General features: G+C 60.9%; 18 protein-coding genes. 8 read left to right on the plus strand and 10 right to left on the minus strand.

The features are described 5' to 3' along the window. Positions 1–87 precede the first annotated feature (87 nt). A complete protein-coding gene (locus ACFSR7_RS17390; RefSeq protein WP_378163676.1) occupies positions 88–1,749 on the plus strand; it encodes a DUF4091 domain-containing protein in 1,662 nt (553 codons plus the stop codon). A gap of 852 nt (positions 1,750–2,601) precedes the next feature. Here ACFSR7_RS17390 and ACFSR7_RS17395 read toward each other — a convergent pair. From ACFSR7_RS17395 to ACFSR7_RS17415, 5 genes are all read right to left on the minus strand, one after another. Beyond that, positions 2,602–4,224, minus strand: a complete 1,623-nt coding sequence (locus tag ACFSR7_RS17395; RefSeq protein ID WP_378163678.1) for a response regulator — start codon at positions 4,222–4,224, stop codon at positions 2,602–2,604. A 30-nt stretch (positions 4,225–4,254) separates the two neighbouring features. Beyond that, a complete protein-coding gene (locus tag ACFSR7_RS17400) occupies positions 4,255–6,003 on the minus strand; it encodes a sensor histidine kinase (protein WP_378163680.1) in 1,749 nt (582 codons plus the stop codon). A 104-nt stretch (positions 6,004–6,107) separates the two neighbouring features. After that, positions 6,108–7,652 (minus strand): ABC transporter substrate-binding protein, encoded by a 1,545-nt coding sequence (locus tag ACFSR7_RS17405; RefSeq protein ID WP_378163682.1) that lies wholly within the window; start codon positions 7,650–7,652, stop codon positions 6,108–6,110. Between the two features lie 74 nt (positions 7,653–7,726). Then, the gene (locus ACFSR7_RS17410) at positions 7,727–8,617 is read right to left on the minus strand and encodes a carbohydrate ABC transporter permease (RefSeq protein ID WP_378163684.1); all 891 of its coding nucleotides are present in this window, start codon (positions 8,615–8,617) and stop codon (positions 7,727–7,729) included. A 21-nt stretch (positions 8,618–8,638) separates the two neighbouring features. Further along, on the minus strand, positions 8,639–9,565 hold the full coding sequence (locus tag ACFSR7_RS17415) for an ABC transporter permease (protein ID WP_378163686.1): 927 nt from the start codon (positions 9,563–9,565) through the stop codon (positions 8,639–8,641). A 301-nt stretch (positions 9,566–9,866) separates the two neighbouring features. Here ACFSR7_RS17415 and ACFSR7_RS17420 point away from each other — a divergent pair, with 301 nt between their 5' ends. Genes ACFSR7_RS17420 through ACFSR7_RS17435 form a run of 4 tightly spaced genes read left to right on the plus strand, consistent with a single transcriptional unit; the run spans position 9,867 to position 15,309 of the window. Next, the gene (locus tag ACFSR7_RS17420; protein ID WP_378163688.1) at positions 9,867–10,865 is read left to right on the plus strand and encodes a metallophosphoesterase family protein; all 999 of its coding nucleotides are present in this window, start codon (positions 9,867–9,869) and stop codon (positions 10,863–10,865) included. Beyond that, positions 10,862–12,130: a Gfo/Idh/MocA family protein gene (locus ACFSR7_RS17425; protein ID WP_378163690.1), complete on the plus strand. Its 1,269-nt coding sequence runs from the start codon at positions 10,862–10,864 to the stop codon at positions 12,128–12,130. Before ACFSR7_RS17420 ends, ACFSR7_RS17425 begins: the two co-directional genes overlap by 4 nt. 13 nt (positions 12,131–12,143) lie before the next feature. After that, on the plus strand, positions 12,144–13,409 hold the full coding sequence (locus ACFSR7_RS17430) for an alpha-L-fucosidase (RefSeq protein ID WP_378163692.1): 1,266 nt from the start codon (positions 12,144–12,146) through the stop codon (positions 13,407–13,409). 4 nt (positions 13,410–13,413) lie between these two features. Continuing rightward, positions 13,414–15,309 carry a glycoside hydrolase family 35 protein gene (locus ACFSR7_RS17435; RefSeq protein ID WP_378163694.1) on the plus strand — a complete coding sequence of 632 codons (1,896 nt, stop codon included), beginning with the start codon at positions 13,414–13,416 and terminating at the stop codon, positions 15,307–15,309. A 385-nt stretch (positions 15,310–15,694) separates the two neighbouring features. Here the strand turns inward: ACFSR7_RS17435 and ACFSR7_RS17440 are convergent, their stop codons facing one another. The 4 genes from ACFSR7_RS17440 to ACFSR7_RS17455 all read right to left on the minus strand — a co-directional run bounded on the left by ACFSR7_RS17440 (position 15,695) and on the right by ACFSR7_RS17455 (position 19,248). Next, entirely contained in the window at positions 15,695–16,633 is a 939-nt protein-coding gene (locus ACFSR7_RS17440; protein ID WP_378163697.1) for an ABC transporter substrate-binding protein, read from the minus strand. 100 nt (positions 16,634–16,733) lie between these two features. Continuing rightward, positions 16,734–17,549, minus strand: coding sequence for an AraC family transcriptional regulator (locus tag ACFSR7_RS17445; protein WP_378163699.1), 816 nt, complete (start codon positions 17,547–17,549; stop codon positions 16,734–16,736). Between the two features lie 149 nt (positions 17,550–17,698). Then, positions 17,699–18,598 (minus strand): sigma-70 family RNA polymerase sigma factor, encoded by a 900-nt coding sequence (locus ACFSR7_RS17450; protein ID WP_378163701.1) that lies wholly within the window; start codon positions 18,596–18,598, stop codon positions 17,699–17,701. 185 nt (positions 18,599–18,783) lie between these two features. After that, positions 18,784–19,248, minus strand: a complete 465-nt coding sequence (locus ACFSR7_RS17455) for a carboxymuconolactone decarboxylase family protein (RefSeq protein ID WP_378163703.1) — start codon at positions 19,246–19,248, stop codon at positions 18,784–18,786. A gap of 152 nt (positions 19,249–19,400) precedes the next feature. Here ACFSR7_RS17455 and ACFSR7_RS36500 point away from each other — a divergent pair, with 152 nt between their 5' ends. Next, a complete protein-coding gene (locus tag ACFSR7_RS36500; RefSeq protein ID WP_483862652.1) occupies positions 19,401–19,493 on the plus strand; it encodes a calcium-binding protein in 93 nt (30 codons plus the stop codon). Positions 19,494–19,568: 75 nt separating this feature from the next. Here ACFSR7_RS36500 and ACFSR7_RS17460 read toward each other — a convergent pair whose 3' ends face one another. Continuing rightward, positions 19,569–22,700 (minus strand): CBM35 domain-containing protein, encoded by a 3,132-nt coding sequence (locus ACFSR7_RS17460; RefSeq protein ID WP_378163705.1) that lies wholly within the window; start codon positions 22,698–22,700, stop codon positions 19,569–19,571. A 310-nt stretch (positions 22,701–23,010) separates the two neighbouring features. Between ACFSR7_RS17460 and ACFSR7_RS17465 the strand changes: the two genes are divergently transcribed. Next, positions 23,011–24,039 (plus strand): SDR family oxidoreductase, encoded by a 1,029-nt coding sequence (locus ACFSR7_RS17465; RefSeq protein ID WP_378163706.1) that lies wholly within the window; start codon positions 23,011–23,013, stop codon positions 24,037–24,039. A 624-nt stretch (positions 24,040–24,663) separates the two neighbouring features. Then, a complete protein-coding gene (locus ACFSR7_RS17470) occupies positions 24,664–26,844 on the plus strand; it encodes an invasin domain 3-containing protein (protein WP_378163708.1) in 2,181 nt (726 codons plus the stop codon). Positions 26,845–26,870 lie beyond the last annotated feature (26 nt).

A 26,870-nucleotide genomic window follows, 5' to 3' on the forward strand; every position in this document is an offset into this window, starting at 1 on the left:
AACGTATTGCTTTAAACTGTTGAACGTACGGCTGTATACTGGTGAATGCACGGCTCTAAACTGAAACGAAAGGCGGCTTAACGCCCTATGAGTCATAATTCCCTTCAAACCCGATGCTTGAGCTCGCTATCGAAGGTGTTCGCGGACGAGGAGCTCCGCGACGCCCGCGTAGGCCGGGCATCCGCCCTCCGCAATGAGCGTTTCTCCTACCAGGTGGCTTACCGTTCGGAGACGCTGCTCAAGTCGTTGTCGGCCGGCATCGTCTCCGATCTGGCGCCGCACATCTCCGTCCGGGCCGTCGGGCTCGTCCCCTCGGAGCTGCCGTGCCATGCGGATCATGATGATGATGTGCTGCGGACGACGCCGGGGCTGTATCCCGACCCGCTATACCCTCCTCGCGCCGGGATCGGCTTCTCTGCGCTGCCCGGTCAATGGCGCTCGCTCTGGGTGACGGTCGATATCGATGAGTCGGTCGATCCGGGCACGTATCCGATCGAGATTCGCTTCATGCAAGAAAATGGCGAGGTCGCGGGAGCCGAGACGTTCGAGCTGGAGGTCGTCGCGGCGTCGCTTCCCCCTCAACGACTCGTCCATACCGAATGGTTCCACGTCGATTGCATCGCTGCCTATTACCGGGAGGACGTCTGGAGCGAGAGGCTGTGGGAGCTGCTCGGCAAGTATATCCGGAACGCCGTCCGGAACGGCATCAACATGCTGTTGACGCCGTTGTTCACGCCTCCGCTCGATACCGAGATCGGCGGCGAGCGAACGACGGTGCAGCTGGTCGACGTCGAGCGGACCGGGGACGGCTACCGGTTCAGCTTCGACAAGCTGCGGCGCTGGGTAGAGCTCTGTCTATCGAGCGGCGTGGAGTACTTCGAATTTTCCCATCTGTTCACGCAGTGGGGGGCGAAGCACGCGCCCAAGATCATGGGTATGGAAAATGGCGCGTACAAGCGCCTGTTCGGCTGGGAAACGGATGCGGGCGGGGCGGCGTACCGCGGCTTCCTGGACGCGTTCCTCCCGGAACTGGTCGCCTTTATCGAGCAGCACGGTCTCAAGGAGCGCAGCTACTTCCACGTCTCCGACGAGCCGGCCATGGCGGCGCTGGAAGACTACCGGGCGGCGAGCGAGATTATTCGCGGCCATCTGGCGGGCTTTCCGGTCATCGACGCGCTGTCTGACTATGACTTTTACGCGACTGGGGCGGTCGACATCCCGATTCCGGCGAGCGATCACGTGAAGCCGTTCATCGAGCGGGGCGTCGAGCCGCTGTGGACGTATTACTGCGTTTCCCAGAACAAGAAGGTGGCAAACCGGTTTTTCCACATGCCGTCCTACCGCAACCGCATACTCGGCATCCAGCTCTATAAATTCAATGCGGCCGGCTTCCTGCATTGGGGCTATAACTTCTGGAACTCGCAATTTTCCAAGTACTCGATCGACCCGTACAAGGTGACGGACGCGGGGTGTGCCTTCCCGTCCGGCGACGCGTTCGTCGTCTATCCCGGCGAGGACGGACCGCTCGAATCGCTCCGGCTTGTCGTGCTGCACGATGCCCTGCAGGATCTCAGGGCGCTGCGGCTGCTGGAGTCGAAGATCGGCAAGGAAGAGACGCTGCGGCTCGTCGAGGAAGGCTTGACGCAGGCGATCACGTTCGAGGACTATCCGAGAGACGCGGACTGGCTGCTGTCGCTGCGGGAGCGGGTCAACGAGCGGATCAAGTCGAGCGTATCCGGACGCGCGTAGGCGACGGGGATGCGGATACATACTCGCGCCAGCTTGCGAGTCCGTCGGGGCGATCGCCTCTCGTAGAGAAGGCGATGAAGCCAAACGCGTGCCCAGCGTGACAATCGCCTCTCGTATAGAAGGCGATGAGGCCAAACGCGTGCCCAGCGTGGCCATCGCCTCTCGTATAGAAGGCGATGAGGCCAAACGCGTGCCCAGCGTGGCAATCGCCTCTCGTAGAGAAGGCGATGAAGCCAAACGCACGCCCAGCGTGGCAATCGCCTCTCATATAGAAGGCGATGAGCCCAAACGCGTGCCCAGCGGAGCAATCGCCTCTCGTAGAGAAGGCGATGAGGCGCAGGCGCGTGCCAGCGGAGCGATCGCCTCTCATAGAGAAGGCGATGAGCCCAAACGCGTGCCCAGTGGGGCAATCGCCTCTCGTAGAGAAGGCGATGAAGCCAAACGCACGCCCAGCGTGGCAATCGCCTCTCGTATAGAAGGCGATGAGCCCAAATGCGTGCTCAGCGTGGCAATCGCCTCTCGTAGAGAAGGCGATGAAGCCAAACGCGTGCCGAGCGTGACAATCGCATCTCATAGAGAAAGCGATGGGCGCAAACGCGTGCTCAGCGTGGCAATCGCCTCTCGTAGAGAAGGCGATGGGCGCAAACGCGTGCCCGGCGTGGCAATCGCCTCTCGTTGAGAAGGCGATGGAGCCAAACGCGTGCTCAGCGTGGCAATCGCCTCTCGTAGAGAAGGCGATGAGGCCAAACGCGCACCCGACGGAGTAATCGCCTTCTATATAAAGAAAACAAAAAGAACCGCGGAGCGCCCTCCACGGTTCTTTTCTGCCTATCTGCCAACCTTTCGCAGCGCTCACGTCCCGTTATCCATGAACCCCGCTTGCTTGCGAAATTGCTGCGGGTTGGCGTGGTACACCTTCCGGAACATCCGGGAGAAATACGAGAAATTGTTGTACCCGAGCGTCCGAGCGATCTCGGAGATCGGGAGCGCGGAGCGGGAGATGAGCTCCCTCGCCATCCGCATGCGTTCGCCGAGCAGATAGTCGGTGATGCTGAGGCCCGTCTCCTTCTTGAAAAGCCGGGACAAGTACGCCGGGTTCAAGTGGACGTATTCGGCCAGCATCTCGCGGGTGACGTTCTCGCCCAGATGATCGGCGATGTAGGCGCGAAGACGCTGGACGACCGACTCGTTCTGGAACAAACTGCGGTGAATGGCGCCAATCCACTCCGAGCCGTACTTTTCCATCTGCTCCAGCGTCCGCGGAGGCGCGGCGCCTTGAACGAGGCCGTCGCCATCCAGCAGCAGCTGGCTGGCCGACAGCCCCTTCTTCTGCAGATGGTAATGAATCATCTGCTGGAACCCCTGGTAGAACGACTGGAGGGCGTCCGCCCCGAACCGCCGATCCGCCCCCAGCTCCCGCAGGCTGCCGCGCAGCTCCCGGATCAGCTCGTCGGCCTTGCCGAGCTCGAGCAGCTGCGACCATACGGCGAAGTCGGGCAGCGGCGGCCGCAAGCCGGGCGCCGGTTCATGCGGCTGCTCGGACAGCCGGTTGAGCTGGTTGGCTTCGCTCAGGTTGTTGAACTCCATGGCGAGGAGCGCCTTGTACATGGCGGCGAGCTCGTGCAGCGCCGTCGGCTCTCCGATATAACACGATAGCTGGCAGTTCAAGTACTGCCGGCAGGCAGCGATATATTCCTGGCAGGCGCCGCCGATCCGGCTCGAAGACAGCTGGGCTTCTTCATCGGGCGAGAGATAGAGGAGGGCGATCGTCACGCCCTGCTTTGTCTGGACGACCTCGCCCCGGGCGTCGGCAATGAGCATTTCCAAGGCCGATTGGCGGACGGCGTACTCCATGACTTCCTCGTCCCGCGTGGTGAGCTCCCGCATCCAATTTTCCACACTGACCAGAATCGGCAGCAGCCGGTCGCCCTCGCGCAGCTGAACGCCGTATTCGGCCGCCGTCGCCGCCGCGGACGACGCGTCAATAACGACGCGCTGCGCCAGCAGGTCGTACCAGAAGCGCTCGCTCAGCAGCATTTTTTTGCGGTTCCACAGCTCGTAGTACGGCTTGTAGCTCTCGTTGCGAATCCGCTCGTTCCGCCGGCTTTCCACCGTCTCCATCGCGCGCCGGACCGTCGCCTCCAGAGCGGGGAATTCGACCGGCTTCATCATATAGTCGAAGCTGCTCAATTGAATGGCCCGCTGCATGAAGCGGAAGTCCCCGTGGGCCGTCAGGAAGATCGTCTCCGTATCCGGCGAATGCTCGTTCACCCATTCCAGCAGGTCGAGCCCGGTTCCCTTCGGCATCTCGATATCGCAGATCATGATATCGATCGTCTGCGCTTCGAAGCGGCTTATGGCTTGCTTCATATTATAGGCTTCGTAAACGGCCGTGACGCCGAGCGATTCCCAGTCGATCGCGTCCTTCATTCCCAGTACGGCATACATCTCATCGTCGACAATCAATACGTTCACGGTCAAATCCCCCCATTGATCGGTCGCTTCTTAGGCGTGCAAAAGGCTGGCGGAGGAATCGGACAGCTGGGCGGGGACCGTCAGCTCGATCAGCGCCCCGCCTTCCGCGGCGTTGCCGCACGACAGCTTCGCCTCCGGCCCGTACAGCAGCTGCAGGCGATGGTAGCAGTTCCAGATGCCGAGATGATTGCCGTCGGACCTGCGGAAGTAGTCCCCGTTCTGCATGGCGTTCAGCACATCCTCCGGGAATCCGCAGCCGTTGTCGGCGATCCGGATGAGGCAGCGCCGGCCGCCTTCGGCGAGCATCGCCTGAATCTCGATATGAAAGGGCTCCTCCATGAAGTCGAAGCCGTATTTGATCGCGTTTTCGATAAAGGGCTGCACGATCAGCGGCGGAAGCCGGACCTCGCGCGCTTCTTCCTCCAAGCCGATCCGGAACGTAATCCTGCCGGGGAAGCGGAGCTGCTGAATGCGCAAGTAGCTGTCCATATGATCGAGCTCCTCGGACAGCGTCACGAACGGCTGGTTCGTCTGCGTCGTGAACCGGAAGTACTTGACCAGATTGAGACACATCGATTGGATGATCTCGTAGTTTTTTAACTGCGCCAGGTTGTAGACGACGTTGATGCTGTTGAGCAGAAAGTGGGGGTTGATCTGGAGCTGCAGATGCTTCAGCTCGGCCTTGTGCGTCCGGATCTGTTCCTCGTAGACGTGAATCTTCAGATCCTGGATCTCGTTGGCCATGCCGTTGAACGCGTCGTTCAAGGCGTTGAACTCCCTTGAGCCGGTATTGCCCAGCCGAATCTTCCAATCTCCCCGCGTCAGCGTACGCATGCCCTTGAGCAAGCCGTTCATCGGCTTGATGATGATGTTGTTCAAGTAGAGCAGATAGAGCAGGAGCAGGGCGACTGCAAAGAAGGGCAACCAGGCGATGAACTTGCGGAACCAGGACAGGTTCTGCAGCATCCGCTCTTCGGGAATGAACGCGGCCAGCCCGACGTCGGTCGTAGCGACCGGGTTACTGACCGCAATATAGGTCTCATGCGTCCCACGAATCCGCTGGTAGTCCTGCCGGGAGTCGACGACGGGAACATCTTCGAGACGTTCGGCGTCGAACGTGCCGGAGATGAGCCGGCCCTGCCGGTCTGCGAAAGCGGCGAAGCCGCCCCCGCCGAGCTGGATCAGCTCGAGCGGCACCATCAGATGATCGAGACGCGCCCAGCCGCCCAAATATACGCCGTATCCGGTATCCACGAGGCGGACCAGGCTGTCGACGTCGCCGCAGCGCAGCTCCTTCCATCCGGAGAAGCTCGGATCGCCGGGCTTAACGGAAGCGAGCATTCGGTTCAGGCACGACGCTATCGCAGCCGTCTCTTCATAAGAGCCGGTGTTGTAGTTCGTTGCAATAAGGTCCCGGTAAGCGGCGTGGTAGGCGAATTGGATGTCCACGCCGCTGTTGAAGCGGATATATTGCTGCAGGCTGTTGCGAATCCGCACCTTGGCAAGCGTGTATTCGGTGGAGTCGTCGATCAACCCGTCCAGCGACAAGATGTCGGAGTTATAGGAAGCCAGATCGTACAAATATTTCGATTCGTTGCCCAGAACGGCCTGGATCTGATTGGCGTACAGGGTGATCATGTTCTTGTTGGCCTCGGCCGCCTGCCCGCGCAGCGCGTCGGAGGCCGTATGGTTGCTGTAGAGCAGCAGACAGACGAGAGGCAGTGCGATCGCGGCGAAGCCGACGGTCAACATCGAGCGAAGCGATCGTTTCGGATTCATCTTCAACCCCCGGGCGTTTTCTAGTCATTATGGCATAACTCCCCACGGGGGGACAGGAAAGAGAAAGGGAAATGGAGCTGGGGCGCGCCCCAGCTCCTGCCGTCTTATTTGCCTTGCGACTTCGCCCACTCGTCCATCTGGCGCTGCTCTTCCGCGAGCACCTTCTGGAACCCTGCCGCATCCCGCTTCGCCTTGTACTTGGCAACCGCGGCGTCGACATCGACCGCACCGGAATTCAGCACGTTGATGAATTCTTTGTCGACGTTTTCAAGCGCCGCCTTCTCCGACTTGACCGGCGTCGGGTCGAAGGTGAAGCCGAGGGCGAGCGATTTTTCGGAGCTCGCGTTGAACTTTTCGAATTGCGCCCACTTGTCCGGATCCTCGTTGGCCCACAGGTACGAGTTGAACTGGTTGCCGAACATCCAGCCGCCCGGCGTCGGGTAACCCGTGTTCTGACCGTTCACGCCTTCCGGATAATCGATGACGTTATCCGATTTTTTGACGTAATGCTTGCCTTCGATGCCCCAATCCAGCATATTGAGCAGCTTCGGATCGGTATACAGCAGGTTCAGGAACATCATCGCCCGGTCCGCATCGCCGGAGGTACGGGAGATGGCGAGCATGGCGCCTTGCGCTTCCCCGGTCGTCGTATACGGCACGGCCGTCTCGACTTGAACGAGCGGGATGCCGAGCTGAACGGACATCTCTTTGTCCTTGCCCGGCTTGAGCGACTGGCCGATGGCGAACGCCTTGCCGGCCTTAATCAGGTTCTGGGCCTGGTCGCTGTCGTTGGAGGTGACGACGTCCTTGTCGAACCACCCGTTCTGGTTCCACTGCCGCATCCGCTTGAAGAAGTCGATGTACTTAGGATCGGTGAGCCTGTCGACGACCTTCAGTTCCTTGCTGTCGCGCGGCAGATCGCCGTCGTAGTTGGCGGCGCCCCAGGTCTGCGAGAACTTGTTGCCGGCGATCGGGATGATGCCCGGCTCCTTCTCCTTGATCGTCTTGAACATTGCCTCCATGTCTTCGAGCGTCTTGACGCCTTCGACATTGAACCGGTACTTGTCGACGAGCGACTTGTTCAGCAGGAAGCCGAAGCCTTGGGCGAATTCCTTTTTGGTCGGGAGCGCGAACAGCTTGCCGTTGATCTTGGCGCCCTTCAGGAAGTCGTCGCCGAGCACGCCCGGGATGTCCTTGCCGTTTTTCTCCATCAGTTCGGACAGCTCGAGGAATTGACCTTTCGATACGTCGATGGCGTAGTTGTACCAGTTCGCCGTGAAGATCAGGTCGAACTGCTCGCCGGAGATTTTCATCAGATTCGTCTTGTCGAGCCAGGAACCCCAGTCGATCGGCTTCAGCTCGATCGTGGCGTTGATCTTCTCCGTCAAGTACTTGCTCATCTCGTCTTGAACGAGCTGCAGGTCGGCAGGGGCCGAACCGGGATAGACCAGCGTCAGCTTGTACGGTTTCAGATTCGCAGCCGCAGCGCTTCCGCTAGCGGAAGCGGATGCGGAGGAACCTGCGCTGGAACCGGCCGAAGCCGATGGCGAATTCGCTGCGCCGTTGCCGTTGCCGGAATTGTTGCCGCACGCGGACAGGAGCAGCGCTCCTCCCGCCAGGAGGGTGATGACTGCTTGCGATTTTTTCATCTGTGTCCCATTCCCTTCTCTACCTTCTAGTATTAAGCATCTATAATTCTTTGACAACGGCAGGTCGCTGGGAATTACCCTTTGACCGCGCCGCTGGTAATACCGCTGATGTAGTACCGCTGGAAGAACGGATATGCGACCAGGAGAGGCGCGATGCCGATGATGGCGAGCGCCATGCGAATGGTCTCGGTCGGCATCTTGGACAGCAGTTCTCCCGCATTGCTCGAGGAGCTCGACTTTTCGATCAGGAACTGGACGTTCAGCAGCATCTTCGTCATCAGATACTGGATGTTCATGAGTCCGGCCTTGTCGATGAACAGCATGCAGTTGTACCAATCGTTCCAGTAGGACAGCAGATTGAAGAGGGCGATCGTCGCGACGATCGGCGCCGACAGCGGCACGATCAGCTTCAGGAAGATCTTCCATTCGCTCGCCCCGTCGATCGTGCCCGATTCGACGATCGATTCCGGTATCGTGTTGGCGAAAAAGCTGCGCATCAGCAAGACGTTGAACGCGCTCAGCAGCAGGTTCGGGACGATCATGGACATCAGCGTGTTTTTCATGCCGAACATCGTGACGTAGGTGATATACCAAGGCGCCATGCCGCCGCTGAACAGCATCGTGAAGAACAGGAAGAAGCTCAACGTCCGCTTCAGCGGCAGCCCCGGACGCGACAGCGGGTAGGCGAACAGGGCCGTGATCAGCACACTCAGAATCGTGCCGATAAACGTGCAGACAATGGTGACGCCGTAGGACCGGGCAATTTGCGAGAAGTCGTTGAACAGGAAGTTATAGGCGGCAAAGTTGATCTTGCTCGGGAACAAGGAGTAGCCGTGCTTGGCGATCGACTGCTCGTCGGTGATCGATACAAGGAAGACGAGTACGAACGGCAAGAGCGACGCGACGGCGAACAACACGAAGAACAAATGTATTAACGGATTGCGCAAGCGGCTGGTAATCGGCATGCGGCATCGTGCCTCCTCTCGTTAAAATAGGGCGTCTTGCTTGCTGACCCGGCGGACGAGCAGGTTGGCGCCGAGGATCAGGAAGAAGCAGACGACGGACTGGTACAAGCCGGCCGCGGCGGACATGCCGATATCTCCGAACCCGACCATCGCCCGGTAGACGAAGGTGTCGATCGTGTTGGTCGTCGGCAGCAGCGGTCCCGAGTTCATCGGCACCTGATAGAACAGGCCGAAGTCCGAGCGCATGATGGAGCTGATGGAGAGCAGCGTCATGACGACGATGACCGGCGAGATGAGCGGCAGCGTGATCCGGGTCATCTGCCTCCACTTGCTGGCTCCGTCGATCGTCGCCGCTTCGTAATACTCCTTGTCGATGCCGATGATGGCGGCAAAGTAGATGATGGACAAGTAGCCTACGTTTTTCCAGGCGTTGACGATTACGAGAACGTAAGGCCAGTAGCGGGACTCGGTATACCAGGAGATCGCGTCCGTGCCGAACCACTTCACGATCTGCCGGTTCACGAGGCCGCTGTCCGTGTTGAGGAAGCTGTATACCAGGTACGCGACCACGACCATCGAGATGATGTGGGGGAGCAGGAAGGTGCTCTGGTAGAAGCGGGCGACGAACTTGTCCTTGATCTCGTTGATGAGCAGCGCGGTCAGGAGCGCCAGGATCAGATTAAAGACGATGAATGCGACGTTGTAAGCGATTGTATTGCGCGTGATCAGGAAGGCGTCCGGGGAATGGAACAGAAACTTGAAGTTGTCGAAGCCGACGAAGGGGCTGCCCCAGATGCCCTGTACGTAGTTCAAGTTTTTGAAGGCAAGAATGACGCCGTACATCGGAATATAGTTGTTGACGATCAAGTAGACGACGCCGGGCAGCGTCATGAGCAGCAGAGCTTTGTACTTCTTGATCTGCCTCCATAGCGTTCGTGCCCGGGACACGGGCACGGCTCGGCGGAGATCCGCTTGGGTCGGGGCCGAATCTATCGTTGGTAGCGCTGCCAAATGGCTCATCCTTTCTGTGCTTCCGTTGCGGTGACTCGATTATAGCAAGGGGCCGATCGGCGTCACTACTAGGATGGTGACTTGATCTTGGCACGCTCGTGACTTGTTGCGCGATCGGCGGAACCGCGTATTGACGCGGCGGAAAGGGGCTCATATGCTAGTGGCGTAACCAAGGCCGGCGGACCGGGAACGGCCGTCGGAAGCGCGTTAAGCGATTGCGGAGGTGGCTTTTACTCATATGAAATCGATGCGGTTCAAAGCGGACGGGACGTTCCGAATCGTGCAATTCACCGATCCCGAGTTCGCAGATCCGGACGAGGAAGAAGTGCGGATGACCGGGATGATGCTTGAGATCATCGAAGCGGAGAAGCCGGATCTGGTCGTCTATACGGGCGACGTGATCGCTTCGGCCGGCCATGCCGATCCGGCGGCTGCGTTCCGCCGCGCCTGCGAGGTGCCGGAACGGACGAAGACGGCCTGGGCGGCCGTCTTCGGCAATCACGACTCGGAGGGGACGGTCACGCGGGAACAGCTGCATGCCATCCAGCTGACGTATCCGCGCAATGCGGCCAAGCCGGACGCGCCGGGCGTGCATGGCGCCGGCAACTACGTCCTGACGATAGAGGGGCGGGAGCAAAGCGCGGCAGCCGCCTTGTACTTCCTGGATTCCGGCAGCTACTCGCCGCTTGAATACAGCCGGATGGGCTTCTACGACTGGATTCGCCGCGACCAGATCGATTGGTATGCCAGAGAGTCCCATCGGCTCGCCTGCGACAACGGCGGCGTACCGCTGCCTGCGCTCGCGTTCTTTCATATCCCGCTGCCCGAATACAACGACGTATGGGATTTCGGCGTCTGCTACGGGGAGCGCAATGCCGACTTCTGCTGCGCGCCGTGGATCAACTCGGGCATTTTCGCGGCGATGATCGAGCAGGGCGACGTCATGGGAACGTTCGTCGGTCACGACCATGGTCACGATTATTGGGGCGAGTGGCACGGCATCCGGCTCTGCTACGGACGAACGACCCGCAACGCCTATCTCGGTAAGCCCTTCCTCCCGGGCGCGCGGGTCATCGAGCTCCGCGAGGGCGAGCGGAGCTTCGACACATGGATTCGGCTCGCCGACGGCGCCGTGCTGAAGGCGCAGCCGAGACACGAACCGACGGGCCGGACGCCGCAGATCGGCGCGATGGGGACGGACAAGTATAAAAAAGCAGGGAGTGAGCCCGCAGGATGAACGGCAAGGTAACGGTCGCCCTGATCGGAGCGGGGCTGCGAGGGATTTATTATGCGTCGTATGCGATCGATCATCCGGCGGAGATGCAAGTCGTCGCGGTCGCGGAGCCGAACGCCGCGCGGAAGCATCAGATCGCGCAGGCGCACGGCATCGCGCCGGAGCTGCGCTTCGACAGCGCGGACGAGCTGCTCGCGCGTCCGAAGCTCGCGGACGCCGTGCTGATCTGCACGCAGGACAAGCAGCATTACGAGCAGGCGATGAAGGCGCTGGCTGCGGGATACCATGTCCTGCTGGAGAAGCCGATGTCGCCCGATGCCGGGGAGTGCCTGAGGCTTGGAGAGGCTGCAGCGAGCGCCGGACGGATCTTCTCGATTTGCCATGTGCTGCGGTACACCGACTTTTTCTCCACGATCAAAGCATTGCTGGACGAGGGACGGATCGGCAGGCTGACGAACATCGTGCACAACGAAAATGTAGGCTACTGGCATCAGGCGCACAGCTTCGTGCGAGGCAACTGGAGCCGGACGGCGGATGCGAGTCCGATGATTCTGGCCAAGGCTTGCCACGATCTCGACATCCTGCTCTGGCTGGCCGGGACGGACTGCGTGCACGTCTCCTCCTTCGGCTCGCTCGGCCACTTTCGGCCGGAGCATGCCCCGGCAGGCGCGCCGCAGCGCTGCCTGGACGGCTGTCCGGCCGCGGACGAATGCCTCTACTACGCGCCCAGGCAGTATCTGACGGACAACACCGATTGGCCGACCTCCGCCATCAGCGACGATCCGAGCTACGAAGCGCGATATCGCGCGCTGCTCGAGGGCCCGTACGGCCGCTGCGTCTATCGCTGCGACAACGATGTCGTCGACCGTCAGGTCGTTAATCTGGAGTTCTCGGGCGGCGCGACTGCCGCCTTCACGATGAGCGCCTTCACGCGGGACATCGGGCGCAGCATCAAGCTGATGGGGACGAAGGGCGAGATCCGGGGCACGATGGAGGAAGACGCGATCGAAGTGCTGCACTTCGGCACGGGGAAAACGGAGCGGATCGCCTGGGGGGGCTCGGGCGGTCACGTCGGCCACGGCGGCGGGGACGAGCGATTGATGCAGGACTTTGTCAGGCTGGTCGGCGAAGGCGGAGGATCGGGCGGCGGCCGCACCTCGGCGGAGCAGTCCGTTCAGAGCCACTTGATGGCCTTCGCGGCGGAGAAGTCGCGAACGGAAGGAATCGTGGTCGAGCTGGCCGCGTTCGTTAAAGGATTGCAAGGATGAGGGGGACGATCGGATGAACGCAATAGAGCCGAACGCGGCCGAAAAATACGAAGGCCCGCTGCCAAGCGAAGCGCAGCTGGCCTGGCAGGACATGGAGATGGGCATGTTCTGCCACTTCGGCATGAACACGTTCTGCGATCAAGAGTGGGGGGAGGGCGCCGATCCGGCGGAAAAGTTCCTGCCGACGGCGCTCGACGCGCGTCAGTGGGTGCGAACGGCGAAGCAGGCCGGCATGAAGTACTTCGTCCTGACGGCCAAGCATCACGACGGCTTCTGCCTGTGGCCGACGGCGACGACGGATTACTCCGTCGTTTCGAGCTCGTGGCGGGACGGCCGGGGCGACGTCGTGCGGGAATGCGCGGAGGCTTGCCGGGAGGAAGGCGTCGGCTTCGGCTTGTATCTGTCCCCGTGGGACCGGCACGAGCCGTGTTACGCGGACCCGGCGGCCTACGACGACTTCTATGCCGCTCAGTTGACGGAGCTGCTGACCGGGTACGGGCCGCTGGTCGAGGTATGGTTCGACGGCGCCGGCTCCGAGGGTCGCGCGTACGATTGGGCGCGCATCATGAAGCTGGTCCGCGAATATCAGCCGGAGGCGATGGTGTTCAACATGGGCGCCCCGACCATCCGCTGGGTGGGCAACGAAGACGGCGTTGCGCCGTATCCATGCTGGAATACGGCCGAGGCGGCGCGGCTGAGCATGTTCACGGACGCGGGGGCCGACTGGCTGGAGGATACGCCGCGGTGGATTCCGGCCGAATGCGACGTGCCGATCCGCAGGAGACAGTGGTTCTGGCATCCGGATGCCGAAGACAAGCTGCTCGCGCTCGACGAGCTGATGGACATCTACTATCGTTCGGTCGGGCATGGCTGCAATCTGCTGCTCAACGTATCGCCCGACGATCGGGGACTTCTGCCGGAGGCGGACGTCCGCCGCGTGCGCGAGCTCGGCGACGAAGTGCGGCGGCGGTTCGCGCATCCGGCAGGGCAGACGGCGGGCGAGGGATACGAACTGACCCTGCGGCTGGACCGGGAGACGGCGCTCTCGCATCTCGTGCTGATGGAGGACATCCGGCACGGGGAGCGCATCCGCGCGTATGCGGTCGAAGCGCTGGCGGACGGGCGATGGACGGAGATCGCCCGCGGCACCGCGGTCGGTCACAAGAAGATCGATCGGCTGCCGCAGGTGAAAGCGGAGGCCGTCCGCCTGCATGTGCTTGCGAGCGAAGGCGCGCCGATCCTACGAGCGATGCGCGTATATGCCGAGGGGAGAGAGTAGGCAGATGAAAACTTCAAACGGGGCAGCAGTTGTTAACGCTGCGGTATTCGCGCAGACTTCAGCGTCTACGCAGGCTGAGCCAGCTGCGAAGTCGCGCACGTTCGAGGTGCAAGGCGATCAATTCGTGCTGGACGGCGAGCCGACCCGGATCCTGTCGGGCGCGATTCATTACTTCCGCACCGTACCCGAATATTGGGAGGACCGGCTGCTGAAGCTCAAGGCGCTCGGCCTCAACACGGTGGAGACGTACGTGCCGTGGAACCTGCACGAGCCGCGCCCGGGCGAGTTCGATTTCGCCGGCATCGCCGACGTCGCCGCCTTCGTCCGGCTGGCCGGAAGCTTGGGGCTGCACGTTATCGTCCGGCCGAGCCCCTACATCTGCGCGGAGTGGGAGTTCGGCGGGCTGCCGGCATGGCTGCTGGCGGAGCCGGGCATTCGGCTGCGCTGCTACAACGAGCCTTATTTGCGCCGGATCGACGCCTATTACGACCGTCTGCTGCCAATTCTGCGCCCGCTGCTGTGCACGAACGGGGGGCCGATCGTCGCGCTGCAGATCGAGAACGAATACGGCAGCTACGGCAACGACACCGCGTACCTTGCGTACTTGCGGGACGCGATGCGTGCCAGGGGGATGGACGTGCTGCTGTTCACGTCCGACGGCGAAGCCGACTTCATGCTGCAGGGCGGCATGGTGCCGGAAGCGCTGGCGACGGTGAACTTCGGCTCCCGATCGGAGGAGGCCTTCAAGCAGCTGCGGCGCTATCAGCCCGCCGGCCCGCTCATGGTGATGGAATTCTGGAACGGCTGGTTCGATCACTGGGGAGAAGCGCATCATGTCCGGGATGCGGACAATCTGGCGCAGGAGCTGGACGCGATCCTGCGGCAAGGGGCCTCCTTAAACTTTTATATGTTCCACGGGGGCACGAACTTCGGCTTCTGGAGCGGGGCCAACCATGGCGACGCTTATGCGCCGACCGTCACGAGCTACGATTACGACGCGCTGCTGTCCGAATCCGGCCGTCCCACCGTCAAGTACGAGGCGGTCCGGCGCGTGCTGGCCGAGCATATGAAGCTGCCGGACGAGTCCCTGCCCGCCCCGATCCCGAGCCGGGACTACGGTGAACTGGTCTTGGCCGAGCAAGCCTCGCTGTTCGAATCGCTGGACGCGCTGTCCGCGCCGGTGAAGCGGACGACGCCCGAGCCGATGGAGAACGTCGGGCAGGCGAACGGCTTCATCCTGTACTCGACGCGGGTATCGGGTCCGCGCCCGGACAACGAGCTCGTCATTCAAGAGGTGCGCGACAGGGCGCTGATATTCGTGGACGGGCGCTGCCTGGGCGTCGTCGAACGGGCGGACAGCGGCAGGTCGCATCCGCCGATTCGCTTCGACATTCCGCCTGAAGGCGTCCGGCTCGACATTCTGGTGGAGAACATGGGGCGCATCAATTACGGGCCGTTGATGCGCGATCCGAAGGGTGTCACCGAGGGCGTCAGGCTTGGCAACCAGTTCCTGTACCACTGGGAGCTGCGCGCCTTGCCGCTGGAGGATCTGTCGGGACTGGTCTTCGCGCCATGTACACAAGCCGCGCCGACGTCCGCGGGACAGGCCAATTCGGCTGTTGAACCCCCGGAAGGCGAACCCGCTTTCTACCGCGGCGCGCTGAAGGTGGAGGAACCGGCCGATACGTTCCTTGCGCTGGACGGATGGACGAAGGGCGTCGCATTCGTGAACGGCTTCAATCTCGGGAGGTACTGGAGCCTGGGGCCGCAGCGCCGGCTGTACGTCCCCGGACCTTTGCTCCGCAAAGGAGAGAATGAGATCGTCGTATTCGAGCTGAACGGGGTGAACCGTCCGGTCGTCCGGTTCATGGACGAGCCGGATGTCGGAGACGGAGGCTGATCCGTCGAAACGCGAGAGTGATCAAAATATTGTTTTCGAGCAGATAGGGATTGTATGTCCGCACTCGGCACCTCATGGTGAGGAGATGGATCATGCCTAGAGAAAAGAAGGTGACGCGCTTGAGCAAGACTGAAGCCTCGTTGGCCGCAAGCCCGCCGCCGACCAAGCCCGCAGCCCGAAAGGGGAGCCGCGCAAGTGGAAGCTGATCCGCGGTAATCTGGACATGTACCTGCGCCTCGTGCCCGGACCGTTCAGGGACTTCAACATCTTCAGCGGAATCCCGGCCTGCTCGGAGGCCTGATCCTGTTGTTGCCGTCATCGTAAAAGCGCGTATCGTTTTCCGCTGAAGGAAAACGATACGCGCTTTATTTGCGTTTTCGCCCGGCTATTCGGCTTTCTTTTCCTGGAACAGCTGTTCCATGTACGCAAGGCCTTTGAATTGTCCCATCGCAAGCGGCCCCAAAATCTCCGTGTCGACCACGAACATTTTTTTGTTTTTGACGGCGGACAGCGAATTCCATACGGGATCCTTCTCCAACTGCTCGAGCGTGATCTCGCTGGTGTTCGTATAGTCTTTGCCGATGAACAAGTATTCCGGATCGAGCTCGCTGATGCCCTCGAGTGTGATGTCCCCTACGTTGGACAGGCCGTCGAAGGGCTTAAAGCCGAGCTTTTCGTAGTAAAGCGCCAGACGCGGGCCGCTCCAGTAGGTGAACGACTTTTGCCAGGGCATGACAAACAAGGCGGTTTTTCCTTTGGCCCCCGATTGCTCGACGACGGCGGCGGCTTCCGTTTGTTTGGCGGTAAACTTTCCGATATACGCCTCGGCTTCTGTCTTCTCTCCAATCGCATCCGCGACGCCCCGGATCGTCTCTTGCCAGTTCAACGTGGCGTTGACGGTGACCGTCTTGGCGATTTTGGACAGCTGCTCGATTTGGTCGGCGTCCGCGCTGGAGGCGATGATGAGATCGGGGTTCAAGGCTGCGATCTTCTCCAGGTCGAGCTCATCGCCCAGATCCGCAACATGTCCGTCCGCAAGGAAAGGCTCATAAACCGTGAAGTCCTTCAACGATTTTAAGTTAACGACGCCGATCAAGTCTTCTCCCTTGCCTAATGCAAACAAATGATCCGCGTAGGGAAAATAGGTGACGACGATTTTAGACGGGTTCGTTTGCGTTGCTGCAGCGTCGGGCGCCGTGGACTCAGTCGCGCTTCCGGTATTCGTTTGCGTTAGATGGTTTCCGTTGCCGCATCCGGCCAGCAAGACCGCGCACATGAGCGCCAAGCCAAGCAGGACGTTCCATCGTTTTCTGATCGTATGCATCTGCTCTTCTCCCTGAGAATGATTTTCATTACCAAGTGAATATAGCAGAGAAGGCGCGGGCGTGGAATAGAGAAATCTTGAAATCGATATGGATTATTGCCTAAATACGCCGGGATTGACTCGGGGCCATGCCGAAGTGTTTTTTGTACAGCCGGCTAAAATAAAGGGCATCTTCGTAGCCCACGCTGGCGGCGATTTGCTTGATGCACGCATCGCTCATCGTCAGCAGCTCTTGCGCGCGCTTCATCCGGTGCTGAATGAGATAATCGATCGGGAACACGCCGGTATGCTTGCGGAATAAATAAGAAAAAGACTTGGCGGACAGGCCGTGCCGTTCGGCCAACGCGTGAAGACTGAGCGATTGCATATAGTGCGCATGGATGAAGCGGCGGGCTTGCTCGATGATCTCGCGGTTGTCGTCGTTGTGCCGGTTGAGGCTGGCGGACAGCGTCTCGTGCAGGAGCATCTCGAACAAGTAACCGGTTCTGATGGCCGCCAAGCTCCCCGACGCGTAAAACGAATCGCGAAGCTGATTCAGCAGTTCGGCCATGGCAGGCGTAATGCCCGGATCCAGCTCGAAGGGGGTGAGCGCCGCCGCTGGAGGGAGATCCGCTTGCCCGTCCTCATGCAGCGTATAGCGAACGAGAAAATATTCGAGCTCCGACGCCTCCGTCCGCATGGTTAGCGACATTCCTTCGCTTCCGTGAAGCACTTTCCCGGCGTGCATTTCGTAGGAAATGCCATCGAAAATAAAAGTCCCGTTTCCTCTGATACCGAAAACGAAGCCGGGGCTTAGTGTGGGAAACGCATCGGTGTGGGACCGGAAGGCCGTGTTCGGCGGAATCGCGGCGCGGAACACGCCGACGACTTTGACTAGTCTTCCTGCGTAACGCTCGGCAATGACGTTGATATCCAACAGACTGATCACCCGATTCTTGGACTGGGAGTGGAGGGGGACTCGGATGGACAAAGGACAAATGGAGCCGGACAATCTACCGGGAGCCGCAAGGTCTATTGGCGAGCTTGTCGGTAGACTCGGGGGCCACGCAGGCGCCGGGAGCGGCGTCAGCGAGAGATGCGCGTCAGCTTCTCCGGATTGGACACCATATAAATGGCGCGAATCCCGCCCAGGCCGTCGGGCTCGATCGCGAAAGCGACCGGCGTCAGGCGGTCCCGCTCCAGCAGGAGACCGGGCTGGCCGCTGATCCGCACGCGCCGCCAGCGGCCGTCGAGCGAGCCCTTGCCGGCGATGCCGGCGAAGAAGGCGGCGATGCGCGCCGGGCCTTCGATCGGGTTGATCGCCGCGCGCACGATGCCGCCGCCGTCGCTCAGCAGCACGGCATCCTCCGCGAGCAGGTGGATGAACGAATCCGGGCGTCCGGAGGCAAGCGCCTCCTCAAAGGAACGGACGAAGCGGTCCATCGCGGGTTCCGCCGATTCCTCTTGCTCCGCTGCCGGGAGATGACCGATCTTGATGGCGGCCCGGCTGAAGATCTTGCGACAGGCGGCTTCGGTCTTGTCCAGCATGGCCGCGATCTCGGCGTAGTCGTAGCCGAACGACTCGCGCAGCACGAATACGGCCCGTTCCGGCGGCGTGCACGTCTGCAGCAGGACGAGCAGGGCGTAGCCGAGCCGTTCCTGCCGGAGCATGTGCACGAGCGGCTGATCCGCGTCGTCCATTTCGATGACGGGCTCTGGCAGCCACGGCCCCGGATAGCTCTCCCGGCGGCGCGGCGCGGCCTTCATCATGTTGAGCGCGCGGTTCGTCGTCATTTTGACGAGATACGCCTTCGGATGCTCGATCTCCCCGCCGCCGCCCGGCCGGCTTACCGCGACGAAAACGTCTTGCACGGCATCCTCCGCTTCGCTCATCGAGCCAAGCATCCGGTAAGCGATCGAAGTCAGCAGAGGTTTGTATTCGCGGTAGAGCCGTTCGACGTCTTGCGTCGCGTCGCTGGAATTCAAGTGGCCTGCCTCCGTTTCCTGTTGTCTTCATTTTATCCAACTTCGATCCGCGACGCCAACAAAGCCACCCGGCCGGGTGGCTTTGTTTGAATGAGGCGGTTATGGAGGCCTCGCTGCGGCAGCGGCGAGACGGACCGTAGATGCGCTATTTGCGCCTGCCAGGAGCCGGCCTCCTACGCAGCCCCTTAGGCCTGCGTCGCCTGCTTGTCGAAGCAGCCGGGGAACATGCCCGTCGCGATCGCGACACGGTTCCAGCCGTTAATCGCGTTGACCGCCATGACGATGGCGATGTACTCGCTCTCGCTGAAGTGCCGAAGCGCCTCTTCATATACGTGCTGGGGCACGCCTGCTTCGGAGATGCGCACGACCGCCTCTGTCAGCGCGAGCGCGGCACGCTCCTTTGCTGTGAATTGCGGCGCCTCGTGCCATACGGCGATCAGGTTGATGCGGCGTTCGGATTCGCCCATTTTGCGAAGGTCGGTCGTATGCATGTCGAGGCAGAACGCGCAGCCGTTGATCTGCGAGGCCCGGATCTTGATCAGCTCGTAGAGCACCGGATCGAGTCCCATTTTCTTGACCGATTCCTCCAGCTTCAGCAGTGCTTGAAATGCCGCGGGGTTCACGGCCTGATGGTTCATTCGCAATTGCATGTCGATTCCTCCGTTTGGCTCGTATTTGTCGTTCCTGCTATCTAAGACAACGAGGCGTCCGGATTTGTGACAGCTTGCGAATGCATTTCAAAATCATTCGATTGTTTATCTCATATGACGTCTAATATTATACAGGGACGTATTCCTGGGATTTGGGCATCGTCTTTTCGAATACCGCCAAGCTCGTCAATATCCGTATCGACAAAGTCGCTTTTTCGGACGGTACGGTGTGGAAAAGAAAATAATAGGCAGCCTGGCGCTGCCGCAAATCAAAACCCGTCGGGAGGCGTCCCCCGACGGGTTTTTCTGCGCTAAGCCGGTTACCAGTTGTTCCCCGAACCCGACACTGTAAAGCTGGACGAGGTGTTCAGGAACTTGCCCGAAGGCGCGCCGTTCACCGTGTTGTTGGTGAAGGTCGAGTTGCCTGTCGCCGTGCCCCGGACGTAGACGCCGTACGTGCCGGCGTTGGTAATGGTGTTGCCCGAGTACGTAACGGAGATGTTGGGCGCAGGCTCCTCGATGAAGATGCCCGAGTAGGTGCTGTCCTGAATCGTGTTGCCGGATACGGCGACGGTCAGATTTTGCGCCCTGCCGTTATTGTTAAGCCAGTACGCCCAGATGCCGCCGATCTGATAGCCGTAGTCCTTGTGCAGGGAGCCGGTCCGCAGCAGCATGTTGTTCTGGATCGTCAGCGTGCCCGTCATCGACGGCGGATCGAAGTTCGTGCCGAAGGAAATGCCGGAGCCGTTCACGACGGTGTCCGTCAACAGGTTGCCGATCACCTTGTTGCCCTGGCCGCCGTAGATCGCGATATTATTCGCCAGCGTCGGGATTTGGACCGTGTTGTAGCTGAACGTATTGTTTGTATCCAGGTAGACGTCCGACCACATCGCCAGCCCGTCGTCGCCGCTGCCCCGAACCGAGTTGTTCGTGACGGTCGTATTGGACGTTCCCCGATGGAGATTCATGCCGTCCGCCCATACCTGTCGCACGCGGGTGTTGGAGATCGTCGCGCCGTTCGTCTGATCGGTCAGCCAGAAGCCGACCTTGGCGTGCTCGATCCACAGATTGGTCAGCGTGGAATTGGTGCCGACGCCTTCTACGGCCGTCACGCCGTTATAGTCGTCGCGGATGACGTCATTCGCGCTGATCTTAAAGTCCGACAGCGTGACGTTGCCTGCCCGCATGAAGATGCCCGCATAGTTGCCTGCCAGCGTCGAATACCAGATGCCTGCGCCCTTGATCGAGATGCCGCTGTCCAGGTACAGCCGCGTGCCCGAGCCGTCGAAGCCGGCGCCGCGATTGCCGTTATTGAGATTAAAGGTACCCGGAGGTATCCAGATGCCCTTCAGCGAACCGCCCGAATTTTTGACCGCGTTGATCGCATTGTTAATGGCGGTCGTATCGTCCGCGCCGTCGCCTGCGACCGCGCCGTAGCTGGCGATGGAGACATAATTGGCCGGCATCGAGAGGGCGGCGGGGATCGGCTCCGCCTCCACCAGGTCGACGGTGACGTTCGCGACGGCGCTGAAGTTCAGATTGGCCGCGTTGCGCTGCAGCTTGATGACCGTGCCCGCCGGATATTGCTGGTCCAGCACGACGGCGACTTCGTCGTACATGTGATGGGGCGTGCTCGGCGAGGCGTTCGGGTTGTTGGACCAGCGGATCTGGCCGCCTTCCGTTCCCCACGCTCCGTAGATCCAACTGTATTTGGAAGTCAGAGGAACGTCTTTGATCAGCGTGCCTCCCGCATACAGGCTGATAGCGGAGTCGATGCCGGTGCCGGCCGCGTTGTCCGGGATGGAGTAGCGCAGCGTGAGCCCTTTGGCGGCCTTGGCCAGCGTGAACTGCACGTATTGGCCGGCCGAGGTGAGCCGCACGGCTTTGCGTCCGGATGCCTCGGAAGCGATGTTGCCGAACGTCGTGTTCGGGCCGACGACGGCGCCGGTGTACGTCATGTTTTCTGCTTCGTACGTGTCGTAAGGCATCGTCGCGCCATACGTGCCGACCGGCGGCGTCGGCGTAGGCGTTGGGGTTGGCGTCGCGACGACGACAGCCAGCTGGATGCTGTCGAGGTTGACGTTTCCTGTGTCCGTCGTATCGTATTTGTACATGATCGTATTGCTGCCGGCGTTCAGGGAGACGGTGTCCGTCTTGACGGACCAGGTGTCCCAGTTGGTCGTTGCGGGCAGCGCCGCCTGTGTCAGTTTCGTGCCGTTCGCGTAAAGGCTGAGCGTCTGCGTCGCGGTGGAGCCGTTAGCGTAGCGCAGGCTGAGCGAGTAATTGCCCGCCGCGGCGACATTCACGTTGAACTGGAGCGCGGCATTGCCCTTGTTGGCGTCGGTGAAGCCGCCGACGAAGCCGGAGCCGCTGTAGCCCGTATGGTCGGTCGCCACGACCGTGCCGCCCGAACGGACGGCCGACTCGGCTTCATAGGTGCCGTTTAGCGGCGGCGTCGGGGTCGGCGTGGCGGTTGGCGTCGCAGTCGGCGTCGCGGTAGGCGTGGCCGTTGGCGTTGGCGTCGGCGCGGTGCCGGATCCGTACACCTCGAATTCGGCGACCTGTCCGCCGGTGGAGCCCGTGTTCGCCGTGAAGCTCACGCTGACGTACCTGGCCGATGCGGCCGTGAACGCGATGCTCACCGTATTGTTGGAAGCAGGGTTAAAGGCGTAAGACTGCGACGCCTTCAGCGTGCTGAAGCTCGTATTGTTCGTGCTGCCGGATACGGCGAGCGTCTGAGACCGCGAGCCCCAGGAGGCCGGGAGCTTGAGGACGACGGTGCCTACGTTCTGCGCGCTGCCGAGATCGACGGTCAGCGTGTTCGGATAGGCGCCTGCCGTACCCTCATAGTAGGTGGAGGCATTGCCGTCCACGGCGTTCGAGGCGGGAAATCCGCTAAAGGTATTGTTGGCGGTAACGGTCTTGCCCAATGCCAAATTCGCGCCCAGAGAGACGTCGATCGTCAGGCTGTCGAGATTAATGTTACCGGTATCGGTCGTATCGTATTTATACGCGATTGTGTTGGCGCCGGACGCTAGCGTCACGGTCTCCGTCGCGGTCGCCCACGTGTCCCAATTCGCCGTCGCCGGCAGCGAAACTTGCTTCAGCTTGGTGCCGTTTACGTACAGGCTCAGCGTCTGCGCCGAGCCGGTGCCGTTCGCGTAACGCAAAGACGCAGTATAGCTGCCGGATGATGAAGCGCTTACAGAAAAAGACGTCGCTGCGCTGCCCTTGTTGGCATCCGTATAGCCGCCGACGAAGCCGGTACCGCTGTAGCCCGCGTGGTCCGCCGCCGTAACGGCACCGCCTGACTTGGCTGCGGATTCCGCCTCGTACACGACGGGGGCGGCGGATGCGACATTCGTACGCGGGAACTCCAGCGCCAGCGCGGCGATCAGCGTCAAAGCAAGTACGCTGGCCGCCGCTTTTTTAAGCCATGGCAAGTTTAACATTTCATAACCTCCGTATCGTGGAATTATTGGAGTCGTTCGTGCCCGTTCCTCCTTGCTGCGATAGACGCCTCCTTCCTTTAAGCGGGCGGTCCGCTGTCGGTAACGGCCGCACCGTGAACCCATTGTAGGAGCGCCAATGGCTTGCCGGCTACCAAGCTGGTGACCTCGACCGTCAGGATTGTGACTACGGCGGTCGATCCGCCGAATTTTTCGGGCGCCCGGCGACAGGACCGGCCTTCCAGGCAGCGAATACTAGATAAGGACGAGTGTTTGTCGCTTGCTCCATCCCACTTCGCGGAGGTGCTTTTTGATGAAAGCGTTATTTATTGGCGGGACAGGTACGATCAGCGCGGCGATCACGAGACAGCTGGCGGTGCAAGGCTGCGAGCTGTATCTGCTGAACAGAGGTACGCGCAACGGGGAGCTGCCCCCGAACGTCAAGACGCTAGAAGCGGACATCAACGACGAAGCGCGCGTAGCGGAGCTGATCCGCGATCTGTCGTTCGACGTGGTGGCGGACTTCATCGCTTTCGTGCCTGCCCAACTGGAGCGGGATTACCGTCTTTTCGCGGGGAAAACCAAGCAGTTCATTTTCATCAGCTCCGCCTCCGCCTACCAGAAGCCGCTGTCCGACTACCGGATCACGGAGAGCACGCCGCTCGCCAATCCGTATTGGGAATATTCGAGGAACAAGATTGCCTGCGAGGAATATCTGATGAAGCAGTATCGCGAGCAGCGCTTCCCGATTACGATCGTGCGGCCGAGCCACACGTACGACGAGCGTTCGATACCGCTGGGCGTGCACGGCAGCCAAGGCTCGTGGCAGGTGGCCAAGCGGATGCTCGCAGGCAAGCCCGTCCTCATTCACGGCGACGGCACCTCTTTGTGGACGATGACGCACAACGAGGATTTTGCCAAGGGCTTTATCGGCCTGATGGGCAATCTGCATGCGATCGGGGAGTCGGTACAGATTACGTCGGACGAATCGCTGACCTGGAACCAGATCTATGCGGCGATCGCGGACGCGCTCGGCGTCCCGCTACGGGCGGTGTACGCGCCTTCGGCATTTTTGGCGGCATGCAGCCGCGAAGATTTTACGGGCGGGTTAATCGGAGACAAGGCGAATTCTGTCGTCTTCGACAATGCCAAGCTGAAACGGCTTGTCCCCGGATTCACGGCCGAGATCCGCTTCGATCAAGGAATCAAGCGAACCGTGGCGCATATCCTCGAGCATCCGGAGCTGCAGCGGGAGGATGCGGCATTCGACGGCTGGTGCGACAAGGTCGTCGAAGCGCTGGAGGAGGCGACTTCGGCGGTTAGGCGGTCGTTTGCAGATTAGCGCGACGGACCGGCTGCCCGTCGTTTTATATTACTTTTAAAAGCACTCTCTGCCGCCTTCTCGGCAGGGACTGTTATCCGGTAAATTTAGGGAATGAGATGCATTTTGCGTTCCGGTAAGCGCGTGTCCGGCGTGCCGGCGTTTTCGGGTGTTTGGCGGGCAAAAACTGCATTTGTACATGTATTTTCTACCGGCCCGCGACACTTGATGAAATACCTGCAAATGTGCAGGCAAATTCAAAGCGCAAGCCGGAAATCGGACTGATGGAGGAAAATACCTGCAGCATTTGCATCTTTTCTTCTCAAAAGGATAGACATCGGCGAAATTAGATGTATATTTGCAGGCATTGCGGCGAAAGAACGACGCGGGTGACGATCGGGCACCCTCTCGGAACGGCTGTCGGATGAGCGCCGTCGAAAGGCGTTCGGGCGAATCCATTTTCGGATATCCGCCAAGTTTAAAGGGACCGTCAGGGCAATTTTCCCTGGCGGTTTTCTTAATAATTAGCAAAAACGCCTTAAAATAAGATCTCAGAAATTCGATATAATGTACATCCGATGCGAGAGTCTGCCGAGGACGGCGGAGCTCGCTGAACGAGAGTCATCTAGCAAAGGCGGGAAATGCATGTTGGACCGCAATATCAGCCATAAACGCAATGGGGACGGTTTGCTGACGAAGCTGCTCCTCGTCGCCGTTCTTCTCGCGGGCCTCGTCCCCTGCGGGGTTTTTTCGCACGCCTTCGCGGCCGCGTATGACGGTACGGTAGACGCCGATCGGGATTCGCTGCCCGCGGACGGGACGAGCCGCACGACCGTGACGCTTCTGCTCGCGGACGATGCGGGCAATCCCGTGTCGCTCCCTGCGGAGCAAGTGCGCTTCACGACAACACTGGGCACCCTCGACGACAGTGTCACCGTCTCGGGCGACGGGCGGTACGAATCTATGCTGACCGCACCGACGACGGCCGGCGTCGCGCTCATTCGGGCGGAGGTCGGCGGCGCAGTTCTATCGGATATGACTCGCGTCAGCTTCGGCGCCGGCGTGCCGTCCGCGGCAGCCTCGACGATCGAGTCGGCCCATGCGTCGATTCCCGGGGACGGCGCCAGCCGGACGCTCGTCACCCTCCGCCTGAAGGACCGGTATGGCAATGCGGTATCGGAGCCCGCCGATTCCGTGCAATTGTTCGCGACGCTGGGCACGCTCGACAGCGTGACGCATGCGACTTACGGCCGCTACGAAGCGGAGCTAGTTTCGTCCGAGTACGGCCATCTGGGCGATTGGTCGTCCGAGCCGGGACCGGTCGACGACTTGATGTCGAGCTTCGCGGACGGCGCGATCCCTGACGGCTTACCTGAGGGGAGCGATCTACCGGTCACCGTATCCCTAGTCTACCGAACGGACGGCGTCTATCTGGCGACGCTGACCTCTGATGCATCCGTTGGCGTTTCGGAAATAACGGCTACCCTGAATGGCGAACCCCTGGCGGCGAGCGTGAGCGTCGCGTTTACGGATCCGGCGACTACACCAACGCCGACGCCAACGCCAACGTCAACGCCAACGCCGACGCCAACAGCGACACCAACATCGACGGCCACACCAACCGCTACGCCGGCAACTACGCCGCCGCCAGCAACGCCTTCGCCGCCGACGTACGTGCTGTCTCTTCAGGACGGGCAAGGCAACGCCTATCCCATCACGAACGAATCCGTGCAAAAAGGGCTCGTCGAGCTCCGGCTCCCCGAGAACGGAGGCGCGATCAATATCGCAGCCGCAGGCATAGGTACGCTCCGTAAGATTAATCCGCAAACCGTGCTCGAGGTTTCGGCCGGAACGGCGTCGATTCGGGTTCCGCTGTCCGAGTTCGATGCAGCGTCTTACGGCGTCGCGTTCGGCGTTCCGGAAGACGCCGTAGTATTTGCAATCCGTGTAGGACCGCCGGCCAAGGCCATCGACCAGGCGATCCGACAGAAGGCGCTCGATATGCAGGCGCGCCTCCTGGGGTCGCCAACCGCGTTCGAGATTTCAGTCGCCGGCGGCAACGGCAAGAGCGTGTTTCTCAGCACGTTCAATCATTATGTGACCCGCACGCTGCCTCTTGGCACGGAGGCGGTTCCGCGGACGGCGACAGGCGTCCGCTGGTCGGCGGATACGAACGAGTTCGCGTTCGTGCCGACGAACTTTTCGAAGCAGGACGACGGAACGTGGACCGCGAGCATGACGCGGCCCGGAGCCAGCATTTATGCGGTCATCGACCGACCTGCGACGTTTGCGGATATCGCGAATCATTGGGCCGCCGACGATATCGGCCTGCTCGCCTCCAAGCTGCTCGTCCAAGGGCGTGGCCCGGACACGTTCGAGCCCAATGCAACGCTCACGCGCGCCGAGGTCGCCGTCTTGCTGGTCAGGTCGCTCGGTCTAAACGAATCGACGGCGGCTAGTCCGTTCAAGGACGTTCAGGGCGGATGGTATAGCGCTGCCGTCAGCACCGCGTATCGAGCGGGGTTGCTCACAGGCTATCAGGACGGCACGTTCCGGCCGCAACGCAAGATCACGCGCGAGGAGCTCGTCGTCATGCTGATGAGAGCCATGAAGTATCCGGGTGCAGAAACGAACGAGCCTTTCAAGTCGTACCAACGTTACGGCGATGAGGCAGCGATTTCCCCGTGGGCGGCCGACGATATCGAGGAAGCGCAAGCCGCAGGGATCGTTCAGGCGTCGGCTTCGTTCCGGCCGGGAAGCGATACCTCCCGCGCCGAAGCGATCGCGATGCTGGCAAGGATGTTGAGAAATATTCGCTTTATTTAACGATAACGCTGGTAGGGAGTGGATTT

The sequence above is a fragment of the Cohnella sp. GCM10020058 genome (assembly GCF_042683485.1).
GTDB lineage: Bacteria > Bacillota > Bacilli > Paenibacillales > Paenibacillaceae > Cohnella.